The 13,504-nt window shown below is 74.9% G+C and carries 13 protein-coding genes and 2 pseudogenes; 10 read left to right on the top strand and 5 right to left on the bottom strand.

The features are described 5' to 3' along the window. From AB0E96_RS29145 to AB0E96_RS29125, 5 genes and pseudogenes are all read left to right on the top strand, one after another. Positions 1 to 592 (top strand): annotated as a pseudogene (locus tag AB0E96_RS29145) (ribonuclease E/G); the annotation flags it as partial. Between the two features lie 285 nt (positions 593 to 877). After that, positions 878 to 1,756 (top strand): alpha/beta fold hydrolase, encoded by an 879-nt coding sequence (locus AB0E96_RS29140; protein ID WP_359828657.1) that lies wholly within the window; start codon positions 878 to 880, stop codon positions 1,754 to 1,756. Between the two features lie 410 nt (positions 1,757 to 2,166). Continuing rightward, entirely contained in the window at positions 2,167 to 2,325 is a 159-nt protein-coding gene (locus AB0E96_RS29135) for a hypothetical protein (RefSeq protein ID WP_359828661.1), read from the top strand. A gap of 308 nt (positions 2,326 to 2,633) precedes the next feature. After that, positions 2,634 to 3,272 carry a DUF6758 family protein gene (locus tag AB0E96_RS29130; protein ID WP_355257481.1) on the top strand — a complete coding sequence of 213 codons (639 nt, stop codon included), beginning with the start codon at positions 2,634 to 2,636 and terminating at the stop codon, positions 3,270 to 3,272. A gap of 49 nt (positions 3,273 to 3,321) precedes the next feature. Continuing rightward, complete coding sequence (locus AB0E96_RS29125; RefSeq protein ID WP_359828656.1) at positions 3,322 to 4,182, top strand: PHP domain-containing protein; 861 nt, start codon at positions 3,322 to 3,324, stop codon at positions 4,180 to 4,182. A 112-nt stretch (positions 4,183 to 4,294) separates the two neighbouring features. Here the strand turns inward: AB0E96_RS29125 and AB0E96_RS29120 are convergent, their stop codons facing one another. Further along, positions 4,295 to 4,936, bottom strand: a complete 642-nt coding sequence (locus AB0E96_RS29120) for a suppressor of fused domain protein (protein WP_359828655.1) — start codon at positions 4,934 to 4,936, stop codon at positions 4,295 to 4,297. A gap of 451 nt (positions 4,937 to 5,387) precedes the next feature. On the opposite strand from AB0E96_RS29120, the gene corA reads away from it, so the two are divergent. Further along, positions 5,388 to 6,509: a magnesium/cobalt transporter CorA gene (corA, locus tag AB0E96_RS29115; RefSeq protein WP_359828654.1), complete on the top strand. Its 1,122-nt coding sequence runs from the start codon at positions 5,388 to 5,390 to the stop codon at positions 6,507 to 6,509. Positions 6,510 to 6,522: 13 nt separating this feature from the next. On the opposite strand, the gene AB0E96_RS29110 is transcribed toward corA, so the two are convergent. Next, entirely contained in the window at positions 6,523 to 7,368 is an 846-nt protein-coding gene (locus AB0E96_RS29110) for a DMT family transporter (RefSeq protein ID WP_359828659.1), read from the bottom strand. Positions 7,369 to 7,619: 251 nt separating this feature from the next. Between AB0E96_RS29110 and AB0E96_RS29105 the strand changes: the two genes are divergently transcribed. From AB0E96_RS29105 to AB0E96_RS29090, 4 genes are all read left to right on the top strand, one after another. Continuing rightward, on the top strand, positions 7,620 to 8,159 hold the full coding sequence (locus tag AB0E96_RS29105) for a hypothetical protein (RefSeq protein WP_359828653.1): 540 nt from the start codon (positions 7,620 to 7,622) through the stop codon (positions 8,157 to 8,159). Between the two features lie 128 nt (positions 8,160 to 8,287). Continuing rightward, positions 8,288 to 9,583 carry a CBS domain-containing protein gene (locus AB0E96_RS29100; protein WP_359828652.1) on the top strand — a complete coding sequence of 432 codons (1,296 nt, stop codon included), beginning with the start codon at positions 8,288 to 8,290 and terminating at the stop codon, positions 9,581 to 9,583. A gap of 124 nt (positions 9,584 to 9,707) precedes the next feature. After that, positions 9,708 to 10,208, top strand: a complete 501-nt coding sequence (locus AB0E96_RS29095) for a DUF1003 domain-containing protein (RefSeq protein WP_359828658.1) — start codon at positions 9,708 to 9,710, stop codon at positions 10,206 to 10,208. Between the two features lie 56 nt (positions 10,209 to 10,264). Beyond that, positions 10,265 to 11,425 (top strand): Mrp/NBP35 family ATP-binding protein, encoded by a 1,161-nt coding sequence (locus AB0E96_RS29090; RefSeq protein ID WP_030061543.1) that lies wholly within the window; start codon positions 10,265 to 10,267, stop codon positions 11,423 to 11,425. A gap of 148 nt (positions 11,426 to 11,573) precedes the next feature. Here the strand turns inward: AB0E96_RS29090 and AB0E96_RS29085 are convergent, their stop codons facing one another. The 3 genes and pseudogenes from AB0E96_RS29085 to AB0E96_RS29075 form a co-directional block, all read right to left on the bottom strand. Further along, positions 11,574 to 12,242 (bottom strand): hypothetical protein, encoded by a 669-nt coding sequence (locus AB0E96_RS29085; RefSeq protein WP_359828651.1) that lies wholly within the window; start codon positions 12,240 to 12,242, stop codon positions 11,574 to 11,576. 245 nt (positions 12,243 to 12,487) lie between these two features. Next, on the bottom strand, positions 12,488 to 12,922 hold the full coding sequence (locus AB0E96_RS29080) for a sec-independent translocase (RefSeq protein ID WP_359828650.1): 435 nt from the start codon (positions 12,920 to 12,922) through the stop codon (positions 12,488 to 12,490). A 148-nt stretch (positions 12,923 to 13,070) separates the two neighbouring features. After that, positions 13,071 to 13,504: pseudogene (locus AB0E96_RS29075) on the bottom strand (hypothetical protein); the annotation flags it as partial.

Below are 13,504 nucleotides of genomic sequence, written 5' to 3'. Positions count from 1 at the left end.
CGAGGCGACCCCGGCCGCCGAGGCCGTCGTGGCCGAGGCCGTCGCGGTCGTCGAGGCCGCCGCGGAGGCGGTCGCCGAGGCCGTCGAGGCTCCGGCCCCGGCCAAGAAGGCCACCCGCGCCCGGACCCGGAAGCCGAAGGCGGAGGCCGTCGAGGCCGCCGCCCCGGTCGCCGAGGCCGTCGTGGAGGCTCCGGTCGCCGAGGCCGTCGCCGACGCCGCCGAGGCCCCCGCCCCGGCCAAGAAGGCCACCCGCGCCCGGACCCGGAAGCCGAAGGCGGAGGCCGTCGAGGCCGCCGCGGAGGCTCCGGTGACCGAGGCCACCGAGGCTCCGGCCCCGGCGAAGAAGGCCACCCGCGCCCGCAAGCCGAAGGCCGAGGCCGTCGAGGCGGCTCCGGTCGCCGAGGCCGCCGCCGACGCCGCCGAGGCCCCCGCCCCGGCCAAGAAGGCCACCCGCGCCCGCAAGCCGAAGGCCGTCGCCGAGACCGCCCCGGAGGCCCCGGCCGCCGAGGCCGCCGCCGAGGTCCCGGCTCCGCGCAAGCGCACCCGCACCCGCAAGGCCGCCGCGCCCGCGGAGACCACCCCGGAGAGCTGACACCTCCGTGTCTCCCCCGAGGGGGCGGGCCAGGCCACCCGGCCCGGCCCGCCCCCTCGGGCGTTCCCGGCCCCTGGGTCCGTCGTCCGCCCCGTCGTCCGCCCGGAGAGCGGGCGCGGCGGCGGGGTGCGCGCCCGCAGGCCGGAGGCGGGGGCACCTCCCGGCCGGAGGCCGGGGGAGCCGTCGCGCACCCGGGAACGATCGGCGGGACGCCCTAAGCTCGGGGCGTCGGGGCGTCTCCGGCAGGACAGCAGGTCACCGGTGGGACAGCAGGGAGAGCCGCCCATGAGCACGCCGCCGTTTCTGACCCTGCCCGGGTGCGCCCGGGCCGAACGGGTGGTGACCGGGCGCGGGGAGTTCGCGGCGCTGCGGGCGGAGCCGGCCGGGCCGGTGCGCGGCTCGGCGCTGCTGGTGCCGGGGTTCACCGGCAGCAAGGAGGACTTCATCGGGCTGCTGGAGCCGCTGGCGGCCGCCGGGTACCGGGTGACGGCCGTGGACCAGCGCGGGCAGTACCAGACCGGCGGCCCGGACGACCCGGCCGCGTACGGCGTCGGGGCGCTCGGCGCGGACGTGAGGGCGCTCACCGGGGCGCTGGCGGCCGACGGCACGCCCCTGCACCTGCTGGGGCACTCCTTCGGCGGTCAGGTGGTGCGCGAGGCGGTGCTCGCCGCGGCCGCCGGGGGCGGCCCGCTGCCCTGGCGGTCGCTGACCCTGATGTCCACCGGCCCGGGCGCGATCGACCCGGCGGAGGCGGCCCGCACCAGGCTGCTGCTGGACGCCCTGCGGGGCATGGACCTGGAGCAGATCTGGCAGGTCATGCGGCAGCTGGAGGCGGAGAGCGGGAAACCGCGGCCGAACCTGGAACCGGCCGTCGCGGAGTTCCTGCACCGGCGCTGGCTGGCCAACGTGCCGCGGGCGCTGTCCGTCACCGGCGGTCACCTGGTGGCCGCGCCGGACCGGGTGGCGGAGCTGGCCGACGCCGCCTCCGGGCTGCCGATGCTGGTGCTGTCCGGGGTGCGGGACTACGCCTGGCCGGTTCCGGAGCAGACCGCGATGGCCGAGCGTCTGGGCGCCCGCCGGGTGCTGGTGGCGGACGCCGGCCACTCCCCCAACGCCGAGCGGCCGGCCGCCACGGCCGAGGCGCTGACCGCGTTCTGGGCCTGAGACCGGACCGCACGGACGCGCGTCGCCCCGGCCCGGTTCCCCCGGCCCGCCGAAAGTGGTCTGTACCACTTCTCCAATTTCGATCAGCTTCACCACAGGACAAAAGTCGTTAGTTACGGTAATCTTTGATTCTGTCCGGGAATCATCGCCGGCCTTCCGCTCGGCACCCTCACCCGAAACCCGGACTTCACGGACGGGCAACGGCCCGGAAGCATCGCCACGTCACCGTGGCTCACGAGGCACTGGACGCACCAGGCAAGCAAGGGGGGCCCTTGCCGCAGCAGACCGCCCCATCCGCGACCACGACCCGCCCGGTCCGGCCTCACCGCCGGATCCGCAGGACCCCGAAAGGGCTGATACCGACTCAGCCGCGACCGCCCCGCCCCGCGGGGCCAGGAAAGGAGACGCCCATGACGAAGACCATGCGCTTCGAGATCGTCCGACTCGACGATGCCAACGGCTCCGCCGCCGACCGCCTGATCGCCGACGCCGCCACCGTGCGCGAGGTCGTCGACGCCGCCGCCCGCACCGGCGAGCGCCTGCTCATCCGTCCGTGCCCGACCGTCTGACCAGGCGCGGCGACTCCGGGCACGAGCCCGCACCCGCCGCCGACGAACCGGGGGCGTCCGATCCGGACGTTCCGATACCCGACTGACGCCCCGTCACCGCATTCGCCGATGACGGGGCGTCAGTGTTTCCGGGGTCGGGTCCCCGGACGTTTGCCACCGCCCGGGACGGGACATCCCCCAACGGGAACCGCCCGCGCCGCGCCCACCCAGCGCCGGTTCGGGCGCCCGCCACCGACAGGTGCCGCCGAGCCCTCCGTACGGGTGATCGTCCTTGACGCGGCGGTCCGGAGGGAGGAGCGTTGACGGCTATGAGGGGCGAGCCAAGCTGCCCGAGGTGCGCCGGTCGGGTCCGCGCCCCCGGTCTGTTCTCAGACACCTGGCAGTGCGACCGGCACGGAGCCGTGCACCCGATGCAGCCCGTACTGCCGCCGAGCGTGGAGGCCCTCGGCGTCGCCGTCGCCCGATCCCAGGTCCCGGTCTGGCTGCCCTGGCCGCTGCCGGTCGGCTGGCTCTACACCGGCATCGCCCACGTCGGCGACGACGTCTCGGGCGCCCGGGCCACCGCCGTCGCCTGCTCGGGGCCGGCCCCGCTCGGCGGCTTCGGCGAGCTGGTGCTGGTCGCCGAGGAGCTGGGGGTCGGTCTCGGCGCCCGGTACGCCGGACTGCCCGGCCCCGACCCGGGCGACTCCGTCGGCCTCTACAAGCCCGCCGACGCCAAGCTGATGGCCGCCGGTCGGCCCACCCCGATGTTCCACGTCCCGGACGCCCCGGCCGACCGCGCGGTGTTCGTCGGCGAGGCCCGCGGGCTGTGGCTCTGGGCCGTCGCCTGGCCCGAGCAGTCCGCCCTGGTCATGTACGACGAACTGGTGCTCACCGACCTGCGCGAGGCCGGCGCCGAACTGGACCTGCTCCCCTGCGGGGCGCTCTCCCCCCGGCTGCTCGGCTGACCGCCGGCCTATCCTGGGCCGCACCCACGAGCACCCGGGAGCCAGATCCGTGCGCATCGACCTGCACGCCCACAGCAACGCCTCCGACGGCACCGACAGCCCGGCCGAGCTGGTCGCGGCGGCCGCCGCCGCGGGCCTCGACGTGGTGGCGCTGACCGACCACGACACCGTGGCCGGCCACGCCGAGGCCGCCGGGGCGGTGCGCGCCCTGCCCGCGGGCACCCGGCTGACCGTCGTGCCCGGCGCCGAGCTGTCCTGCGCCGTGGACGGCATCAGCATGCACCTGCTGGCGTACCTGTTCGACCCCGAGGAGCCGGAGTTCGCCCGCGAGCGGGACCTGGTGCGCACCGACCGGTTCCGGCGCGGGCGGGCGATCGTGGAACGTTGCCGGGAGCTCGGCGCGGACATCAGCTGGGAGCAGGTGCGGCGGATCGCCGGGGCCGGCTCGGTCGGCCGGCCGCACATCGCCAGCGCGCTGGTCGAGGCGGGCGTGGTGGCCACCGTCTCGGACGCCTTCACCGCCGACTGGCTGGCCAACGGCGGGCGGGCGGACGTCCGCAAGCACGAGACCGACCCGGTCGTGGCGGTGCGGCTGGTGCGGGCGGCCGGCGGGGTGCCGGTGTTCGCCCACCCGGGCGCCGTCAAGCGCGGCCGGACGGTCTCCGACCAGGTGATCGCCGACCTCGCGGCGGCCGGGCTGGCCGGGCTGGAGGTCGACCACACCGACCACGACGAGGAGACCAGGGTGCGGCTGCGCGGCCTGGCCGGCGAGCTCGGCCTGCTGGTCACCGGCTCCAGCGACTACCACGGCAGCCGCAAGACGGTGCGGCTCGGCGAGCACACCACCGACCCGGAGGTGTACGGGGCGCTGCTCGCGCAGGCCACCGGCGCGCGGCCGATCGAGCGCTGAGCGGACGCGAACCAGCGAACCGCGAACCGCGGACCAGGGGACTCAGCGTCCCCTGGTCCCGATCCCGACGCCGACGCAGCCGCGCACCCGGCCCGCCCGACCGGGCGCCGGTTCAGTCCAGCCGGACGCCGCGCCGGTCCGGGTCGCGCAGGTCGGCGCCCTGGTCGAGCCAGCGCTCCTGGAGCGCGGCCGCGCCGTGCACCCGCTTCCAGCCCGCCTCGTTGGGCGTCATCGGCAGCAGCGGCAGGAAGCGGACCGGGTCGGCCGGGTCGGCCAGTTCCAGGTCCTCGACCAGGCCGCCCGGTTCGGCCGCGAGCACCGAGGTGAAGGGGGCGCCGTCCCAGAGCGGGGAGCCGAGGTCCAGCGAGCCGCCCGGGGCCAGCACCAGGCCCTCGACCTGCGGGGTGGCGGCGAAGGTGGCCAGGGTGCGCAGCACGCTGTCGTGCCCGCCCCGGACGGTCAGCACCAGTTCGACGCGCGGGCCGCGCAGTTGGTCGGCGACCGGCGCGGTCGGGTCGGCCATCGGCGCGGCGGACATGCCGAGCGTCGCGTACCGCACCAGGCCCTCGGCGTCCGGGCCGAAGCGCAGCACCTCGATCCGGTCGGCACCGAGGAAGGTGACCGCGGCGCGGCCGCTCGGCTCGCCGAAGGTGGAGATCAGCCGGGCCTCGACGGCGGCCAGCACCGCCTCCCGGGAGAGCTCCGGGGAGCTGCCGCCGTGGGGGTCGCCGAAGAGCGGGAAGTCGTGCGCCATGCCGGTGAGCGTAACCCCCCGGGGTTCGCGGGCCGCGTGCGGGCGGGCCGAGCAGGCCCCGGGTAGGGGCCGTACAAGGATCCCGTAAAGCCTTCGGAAACCTCCGGGAACCCCTCGGGCTCGACGCCCGGTCAGATGTTAGGGTGAGCGACTGGCCACCGGGATCGTTTCGTCCCGGGGCGGCGGCGCGAAGGAGGTGGTTGCGGTGGATACCGGCCGACCATGCAGTACCGGCAGCTCTGCCCGGCCCCGACTTCCCCGTACCCCGCGCCCCGCAGGCCCAACCGGCTGAATCAGCCGCGGTAGCCCCGGGCGCAGGCCCCACGGCGGACGGACCGGCCGGGAGAGCACTTTCATCCCCCGTTCCACCGGTGTTCTCCGCCGTCGTACCGCGGCCGAACGTTCTTCCTCCGTGCCGCCGCGCGACGGTTCCTGCCTCTGGGAGCCTGCCATGTCGATGATCAACAGCCTGCGCGCCGCCGTCCGCACCAACCGCCGCCGCGGTGCGGCCGGCGTCTACGACGCCCTGCCCGAGGACGCCGGTTCGGCGGTCGTGGACTGCGCGGTCTACCAGCACGGCAAGCGCAGGGGCGAGACGTGCAGCCCGCGCGAGGCCGCCCGCCGGGTCAAGGCCGCCCACCAACTCCCCGAGGGCGAGGGCTCGTTCAGCTGGATCGGGCTGCACGAGCCGACCGAGGCCGAGTTCGAGGGGATCGCCCAGCGCTTCGGCCTGCACCCGCTCGCGGTCGAGGACGCGGTGCACGCGCACCAGCGGCCCAAGGTCGAGCGCTACGACGACGTGCTGTTCGCCGTCTTCAAGACCATCCGCTACGTCGAGCACGACCAGCTCACGCCCACCAGCGAGGTGGTGGAGACGGGCGAGCTGATGGTCTTCGCCGGCCGGGACTTCGTGATCACCGTCCGGCACGGCGGCCACGGCTCGCTGCAGGAGCTGCGCCACCGGCTGGAGGCCGACGCGGACGAGGCGGGACTGCTCGCCAAGGGCCCGGCGGCGGTGCTGCACGCGATCGCCGACCACGTGGTGGACAACTACCTGCTGGTCGCCGAGCGGCTCCAGAACGACGTGGACGAGATCGAGTACGGCGTCTTCTCGGCCAAGGGCGGGCGCAGCGCCGACGTCGGACGGGTCTATCAACTCAAGCGCGAGGTCCTGGAGTTCAAGCGTGCCGTGGTGCCGCTGCTGCGTCCGATGCAGCAGCTGTCCGAGCCGCTCCAGCGGCTGGTCGACCCGGACATCCAGAAGTACTTCCGGGACGTCGCCGACCACCTGGCCCGGGTCGCCGAGCAGGTGCACGGCTTCGACGAGCTGCTGAACTCGCTGCTGCAGGCGAACCTGGCGCAGGTCTCGGTGGCGCAGAACGAGGACATGCGCAAGATCACCGCCTGGGCGGCGATCTTCGCGGTGCCCACCATGATCACCGGCGTCTACGGCATGAACTTCGAGTACATGCCGGAGCTGCACCACAAGTACGGCTATCCGACGGTGCTCGGCGCGATCGTGCTGATCTGCTTCGGGATGTACCGGGGCTTCCGCCGCAACGGCTGGCTCTGACGGCCGCCCGCGCTCAGCGCCGTCCGCCGCGGGCGACCAGGACCAGGCCGAGCAGGATCAGCACCACCGCCGGGTAGGCGGCCGCCGGCGGCCACTGGCCCAGCCAGAGGGCGGCGATCAGCGCCGCGCCCGGGGTCTCCAGCAGGATCGCGGTGGAGGTGATCGACGGCCCGAGGCTGCGCACCACCCGGTTGCTCAGCGAGTGGCCGAGCAGCTGGGCGGCGACCATCAGCAGCACGATCTGCCACCACACCCCGGCCGGCCACCCGGCCAGCGGCGTTCCGGCGGCCAGGCAGATCCCCAGCAGCACCACCGCCGTGGTGGCGTAGCAGACCAGGGTGTACGCGGTGGTGCTGACGGTCCTGCGGACCTCGGCGCCCAGCAGCATGTACCCGGCCGCGGCCAGTCCGGCGGCGAGCGCGAGCGCGTCGCCGAGCAGCGCGCGCGGGGAGAGCGAGAGGTCCACGCCGGTGAGCACCAGCACGCCGGCGAAGGCGACGACCGTGCCGAGCCAGACCGTCCGCGGCGCCCGGACGCCCATCAGCCGCATCAGCAGGATGGTCCACAGCGGGGTGGTGGTGACCAGCGCGGTGGCCGAGGCCACCGAGGTCATCCGCAGGCTGGGCATCCAGAGCGCGAAGTGCACGGCGAGCAGCGTCCCGGCGGCCACCGCGAGCAGCAGCGCCCGCCGGCCGATCCCGCGCAGCTCGGCGCGGTGGCGCAGCAGCGCGTACGGGCCGAGGACGCCGACCGACATGACGTTGCGCCAGAGGGCGATCGCCAGCGCGGGCGCGGCGGTGGCGCTGATCAGCGGGCCGGACAGCGAGATGCCGCCGATCGAGACGGCGAGCAGCAGCAGGTCGAGGGTGGGGAGCGGGTGCGCCGGGCCGGGGCCGGCGGTCGCGGAGGGGGCGGTCGCTGGGGCGCCGGAGGGGGCGGTCGCGGGCCGGGCGGCGGGCACGGCGCTCCTTGCTGGTCGCGGGGGCGGGGCGGTCGTACGGGCGTGGCCGTACGGGGGCGGTCATACGGTAAGGCCCGTGGCGGCGCAATGGAACTGTCGCCCGGAAGCTGAGACACCCGGCCGGCGGCGGAAGCCGTACGCTGTCGGCCATGGACCGTACGCCCGCCGCCGCGACCGCCGACGACTTCCTCGACCAGGCCCTGCTGGAGGAGGCCGCGAAGAAGTCCGGTCTGCTCTGGGTGCGCGCGGACGGGCAGGAGCACGCCCGGCCGCTGTGGCACGCCTGGCACGACGGCGCGGTCGTCGTGGTCGGCGGAGGCGCCGAGCAGCCGCTGCACGGCCTGGAGCCCGGCACCGGGGCCGTGGTCACCGTCCGCAGCAAGGACAAGGGCGGCCGGCTGACCGGCTGGAACGCCCGGGTGGTCGAACTCGCCCCGGACGGCGAGGCCTGGCTGGGCGCCGTCGACGAACTCAAGGGCAAGCGGCTGAACGCGCCCGACACCGACGCCATCACCGTCCGCTGGGCCCGCGAGTGCCGGGTGCTGCGGCTGGAGCCGGCCGGCCCGCTCACCGAGCACCCCGGGGCGATGCCCGACGGCTCGCACGCCGCGCAGCCGATGCCCACCCCGGCCACCACCCGGCTGCCGATCCCGGCCGGCCTGCCCAAACTGCTGTTCAAGCGCCGTTAAAGGTTCATGCCCAGGACTCGTCCGGCCGCTACCGTGCCTCCCGGCCGGGCCCGGAACACGCGGGTAGCCTTGGCCGCGAGTGCGCCCCCGGCGCATCCGGTACGGCGTCGAGCGAGTCGAGGGAGTCCATGGCAGGGCCAGGTACCCGGGTCTTCATCTCCCATCTGTCCGCCATCGCGGTCTTCGACCCGAACGGCGACCAGGTCGGGCGGGTCCGGGACGTGGTCGTGTCGCTGCGGCTCGGCGGCCGCCCGCCGCGCGTGCTCGGCCTGGTGGTCGAGGTGGTCGGCCGGCGCCGGATCTTCCTGCCGATGACCCGGGTGACCAGCCTGGAGTCCGGCCAGGTGCTCACCACCGGCGTGATCAACCTGCGCCGCTTCGAGCAGCGCCCGTCCGAGACCCTGGTGCTCGCCGAGCTGCTGGACCGCACCGTCACCTGGTCCAAGACCGGTGAGGAGGTCACCGTGCTGGACGTCGGCATGGTGCAGACCCGGCTGCGCGAATGGGAGGTCAGCAAGGTCTTCGTCCAGGTCGGCCGGGCCGGCCGGCTGCGCAAGGGCCGGGGCGAGCGGCTCACCCTCGACTGGCAGGACGTCACCGGCTTCTCGCTCCCCGAGCAGGACCAGGGCGCGGCCAACCTGCTCGCCACCTTCGAGCAGCTGCGCCCCGCCGACCTCGCCAGCGTGCTGCACCACCTGTCCGCCAAGCGCCGGGCCGAGGTGGCCGCCGCCCTGGACGACGAGCGGCTGGCCGACGTCCTGGAGGAGCTGCCCGAGGACGACCAGGTCGAGATCATCGGCAAGCTCCAGGAGGAGCGCGCCGCCGACGTCCTGGAGGCGATGGACCCGGACGACGCCGCCGACCTGCTCTCCGAGCTGCCCGGCGACGAGGCCGAGCGGCTGCTCCAGCTGATGGAGCCGGACGAGGCCGCGCCGGTGCGCCGCCTGCTGACGTACGAGGAGGACACCGCCGGCGGTCTGATGACCACCGAGCCGATCGTGCTGGAGCCGGACGCGACGGTCGCCGAGGCGCTGGCCCGGGTCCGGGTCAGCGACCACAAGCCCGCGCTGGCCGCGCAGGTCTTCGTCTGCCGCCCGCCGAACGAGACCCCGACCGGCCGCTACCTGGGCACCGTGCACTTCCAGCGGCTGCTGCGCGAGCCCCCGTACGTCCTGGTCGGCTCGCTGGTGGACGACGACCTGGACCCGCTGCCGCCGGACACCCCGCTGTCGCTGATCACCAGCTACCTGGCGACCTACAACCTGGTCGCCGCCCCGGTCGTGGACGAGGCGGACCACCTGCTCGGCGCGGTGACCGTCGACGACGTGCTCGACCACCTGCTGCCGGAGGACTGGCGCGACGCCGCGCCGCACCCGGACGACGTCCACCAGGACGAGAGGGAGGGAGTGACCGGTGGACGGTGACCGCAACGGACGGCCGGACGACTCCGCGCGCCGGCGCCTCCAGGGCGAACTGCGCCGGCTGCGGCAGCTGCGCGAGCTGCGCACCCGCGAGGGCGCCCGGGACCGGCGCGCGGAGACCGCGCCGATCACCGGCACCGGCCGCACCCGGCTCGACCAGCCGCGCACCGCGCGCCCCGGTCTGCTCTCGCTGCCCTCCTACGACCCGGAGGCCTTCGGCGTCCTGTCCGAGCGGATCGCCCGTTTCCTCGGCACCGGTCGGTTCATCGTCTGGATGACGGTCGTGGTCGTCGTCTGGATAGCGTGGAACACCCTGCTGCCGACGAGCGTGCGCTTCGACGAGTACCCGTTCATCTTCCTGACCCTGGCGCTGTCCCTGCAGGCCTCGTACGCGGCCCCGCTGATCCTGCTGGCGCAGAACCGCCAGGACAACCGGGACCGGGTCAACATGGAGCAGGACCGGGCCCGCAGCGACCGCAACATCGCCGACACCGAGTACCTGACCCGCGAGGTCGCGGCCCTGCGGCACGGGCTCGGCGAGGTCGCCACCCGGGACTTCATCCGATCCGAACTCCAGTCCCTGCTCAAGGAGATCGACGAGCGCCGGGACGCCCCCGAACCGCTGTGACCCGCGGCACGCTACCGACCGGTTAAGGACCCCGCCGAGCGCCGTACCATCAAGGCATGGCCAACGAGACAGAGGTCGCGGCCGGCGTCACGGAGGAGTCCGTACGCCAGGCGCTGGCGACCGTCAACGACCCGGAGATCAACCGTCCGATCACCGAGATCGGCATGGTGAAATCGGTCGAGATCGCCGAGGGCGGCGCGGTGCGCGTCGCGGTCTACCTGACGGTCTCCGGCTGCCCGATGCGCGACACCATCGTCACCCGGGTGCGCGAGGCGGTCGGGAAGGTCCCCGGTGTGACCGGCGTCGAGGTCGAGCTCGACGTGATGAGCGACGAGCAGCGCAAGGAGCTGTCCCAGCTGCTGCGCGGCGGCGCCCCCGAGCGGGAGATCCCGTTCGCCAAGCCGGGCACGCTGACCCGGGTCTACGCCGTCGCGTCCGGCAAGGGCGGTGTCGGCAAGTCCTCGGTGACCGTCAACCTGGCGGCCGCGATGGCCGCCGACGGGCTGAAGGTCGCCGTGGTGGACGCCGACATCTACGGCCACAGCGTGCCGCGCATGCTCGGCGTCGAGGGCCGGCCGACCCAGGTCCAGGACATGATCATGCCGCCGCAGGCGAACGGCGTGAAGGTCATCTCGATCGGCATGTTCACCCCGGGCAACGCCCCGGTGGTCTGGCGCGGCCCGATGCTGCACCGCGCGCTCCAGCAGTTCCTCGCCGACGTCTACTGGGGCGACCTGGACGTGCTGCTGCTGGACCTGCCGCCCGGCACCGGCGACATCGCGATCTCGGTGGCCCAGCTGGTCCCCAACGCGGAGATCCTGATCGTCACCACCCCGCAGATGGCCGCCGCCGAGGTGGCCGAGCGGGCCGGCACCATCGCGGTGCAGACCCACCAGAAGATCGTCGGCGTGATCGAGAACATGTCCGGCATGCCGTGCCCGCACTGCGACGAGATGATCGACGTCTTCGGCACCGGCGGCGGCCAGACCGTCGCGGACGCGCTCACCCGCACCGTCGGGGCGACCGTCCCGGTGCTCGGCTCGATCCCGATCGACGTGCGGCTGCGCGAGGGCGGCGACGACGGCCGCCCGGTCGTGCTCGCCGCGCCCGACTCCCCGGCCGGCGCCGCCCTGCGCGCGGTGGCCGGCAAGCTCGGCGGCCGCCAGCGCGGACTGTCCGGGATGTCGCTGGGCCTGACGCCCAAGAACAAGTTCTGATCCGGCGACCCGCCGGTCCGCGGGCGGACTCCCCTTCGACCCGCTGACCGGCGGGCACACCGCCGGCGCCGGTCGGCCTCGCAGGACCCGCGGACGGCCCGGAGACGGCCTGGGAAGAACGTTGCCCGGGCCGTCTCTCCGGGCCGTCCTACGGCCGGGTGTAGGCGGCCAGGTCCGGGACGGTGGAGAAGCCGATGCCGTAGGCGCTGACCCCGCGCCCGTAGGCGCCGAGCAGGACCCCGGGGGCCTCGCCGGCCAGCACCCAGCCGTACTCGGACTCGCGGTAGCGGAAGGGCTGCGGCAGGCCGTTGACCGGCAGGCTGAGGGTGGACCAGCCGGGGCCGGCCAGATCGTCGGCGAGGTCCCAGGCCAGGCTGCTCTGCTGGTCCAGCCAGTCCTGGCGCAGCGCCCGGTCCAGCTGCCCGGGCCAGGTCGCGGCGAGCAGGCCGGAGCCGGCCAGCCACGCGGCGGAGGAGGCGGAGGTCGCCTCCAGGGTGCCGGTGTTGTCGGCGCTGCGGCGGCTGTCCCGGCGGGCCACGGTGACCACGACGGCGAACTTCCGTACGTCGCGCGGCTCGTACTGCTTGGCCGGCTCCTCGCCGTGGCCGAGCGAGCCGTAGTCCACGCTGCCCGCGGTGCGGGGGCCGGCGCCGGCCTGCACCAGGAAGCGGCGGCCGGTCCAGCCCTCGTCCAGCCCGTACCAGGGGAAGTCGGCGGACAGGTAGGGCACCAGCGGGTCCGCCGGGCCGGCCTGCCCGCCGACCACCGGGGCTCCGGCCGTGGCCGTCGCCCCTCCCGCCTGACTCGTCGCGTCCATCCCCGGGCCTCCTCAAACACACGTTTGCCTGCCGTGGCGCGCTCCCATGGTGGCGTACCTCGGCGCTCCCCGGGGCCGTTCCTGGTCCGCGACGGGGCGCGGTGTGACGGACGGCTCAGCGAGAACAATCAGCACAATAGCGGCGCACACGCCGCCGCCCCGCTCAGCCGGGTGGCCGGGCGGGGCGGTGGCGCGGAGCCGGGGCGCCGTACGGGGCGCGGAGCAGCCGCCGTACGGGGCGCGGATCAGGTGGCGTCGGGGTCGAACGGGGGCCGCTCGCCGGGTGCCAGCGGGGCACCGGCGGAGGCCGGGGCCGGCGCCGACTTCTCGAAGCTGACGCTGCCGCTGCGGCCGTTGACGGGCGCCGCGGGCTTGTCGTCCAGGACGGAGCGGATGTCCAGCGAGTCCTTCATCTCCTTGAGGCCCAGCGGGTCCTCCTGGCCGCCCATGAGCTGCTTACGCACGAAGGTCTTGGGGTTCAGGTCCTCGAACTCGAAGTCCTGGAAGTCGGGGCCCAGCTCGCTGCGGATGTCCTCCTTCGCGGTGTCGGCGAAGGAGCGGACCTTCCGGATGAAGCCCATGGTGTCCTGGATCAGCTTCGGCAGCTTGTCCGGGCCGAAGATGATGATCGCCATCACCACGAGCGTGAGGAGCTCCAGCCCACCTACGTCGCTGAACACCTTTGCTCCCTAGCTCGTCGGACGACGGTTCCTACAGGGTAATGGCCACCGGCGAGTCCCTGGTCCACGCTGGGATGAAGCCGTGGTAAAGACCTGCCGGTGGCCGAGGCCGTCCGGAGCGGAACGGCGGTGTTCTTCGAGGGCCGCTCTAGCGGGTCTGCTGGCGCAGCGCCGCGACGCCCCCGGGGTTGCGCTCCGGGGAGCCCTGCGGGGTCGCCTCGCGGGTCGCGGCGACCGGGCGGCCGGGGAAGTCCACCGGGACCTGCGCGTTCATCGGGACGAGTCCGCCGCCGCGCCCGCTGCCCGTGCCGGGCGGGCTGACGGTGGTGCCGTGGTTCTGCTCGCCCTGCGCGCTGAGCCCGCCGACGCCGCCGAGCGTCACCGCGGCGACGGAGAAGGCGCCCGCGGCGGCGAAGACCAGCCGGCGCCCCCGCGCGGAGGAGCGGACGACGGCCGCGGAGGCCTGCGGACGGGCCGGGGCGGCGGAGGGCTCGGGGCGGGCGGAGCGCCGGCCCATCAGCGGCCGCAGCACCGCGCCGCGCCCGAAGGCGCGCGGGTCGACCCCGGGCAGCGGGGTGTCGG

Source organism: Kitasatospora sp. NPDC036755 (assembly GCF_040636595.1).
Lineage (GTDB): Bacteria > Actinomycetota > Actinomycetes > Streptomycetales > Streptomycetaceae > Kitasatospora.
This window is presented reverse-complemented; position numbering and strand designations above follow the sequence as displayed.

Bases quoted from the DNA above. Each gene is read 5' to 3' on its own strand.
- AB0E96_RS29135 (WP_359828661.1), top strand. From the start codon at position 2,167: ATGACGAAGACCATGCGCTTCGAGATCGTCCGACTCGACGATGCCAAC.
- AB0E96_RS29120 (WP_359828655.1), bottom strand. From the start codon at position 4,936: ATGGCGCACGACTTCCCGCTCTTCGGCGACCCCCACGGCGGCAGCTCC.
- AB0E96_RS29100 (WP_359828652.1), top strand. From the start codon at position 8,288: ATGGCAGGGCCAGGTACCCGGGTCTTCATCTCCCATCTGTCCGCCATC.
- AB0E96_RS29090 (WP_030061543.1), top strand. From the start codon at position 10,265: ATGGCCAACGAGACAGAGGTCGCGGCCGGCGTCACGGAGGAGTCCGTA.
- corA (WP_359828654.1), top strand. From the start codon at position 5,388: ATGTCGATGATCAACAGCCTGCGCGCCGCCGTCCGCACCAACCGCCGC.
- AB0E96_RS29140 (WP_359828657.1), top strand. From the start codon at position 878: ATGAGCACGCCGCCGTTTCTGACCCTGCCCGGGTGCGCCCGGGCCGAA.
- AB0E96_RS29085 (WP_359828651.1), bottom strand. From the start codon at position 12,242: ATGGACGCGACGAGTCAGGCGGGAGGGGCGACGGCCACGGCCGGAGCC.
- AB0E96_RS29130 (WP_355257481.1), top strand. From the start codon at position 2,634: ATGAGGGGCGAGCCAAGCTGCCCGAGGTGCGCCGGTCGGGTCCGCGCC.
- AB0E96_RS29105 (WP_359828653.1), top strand. From the start codon at position 7,620: ATGGACCGTACGCCCGCCGCCGCGACCGCCGACGACTTCCTCGACCAG.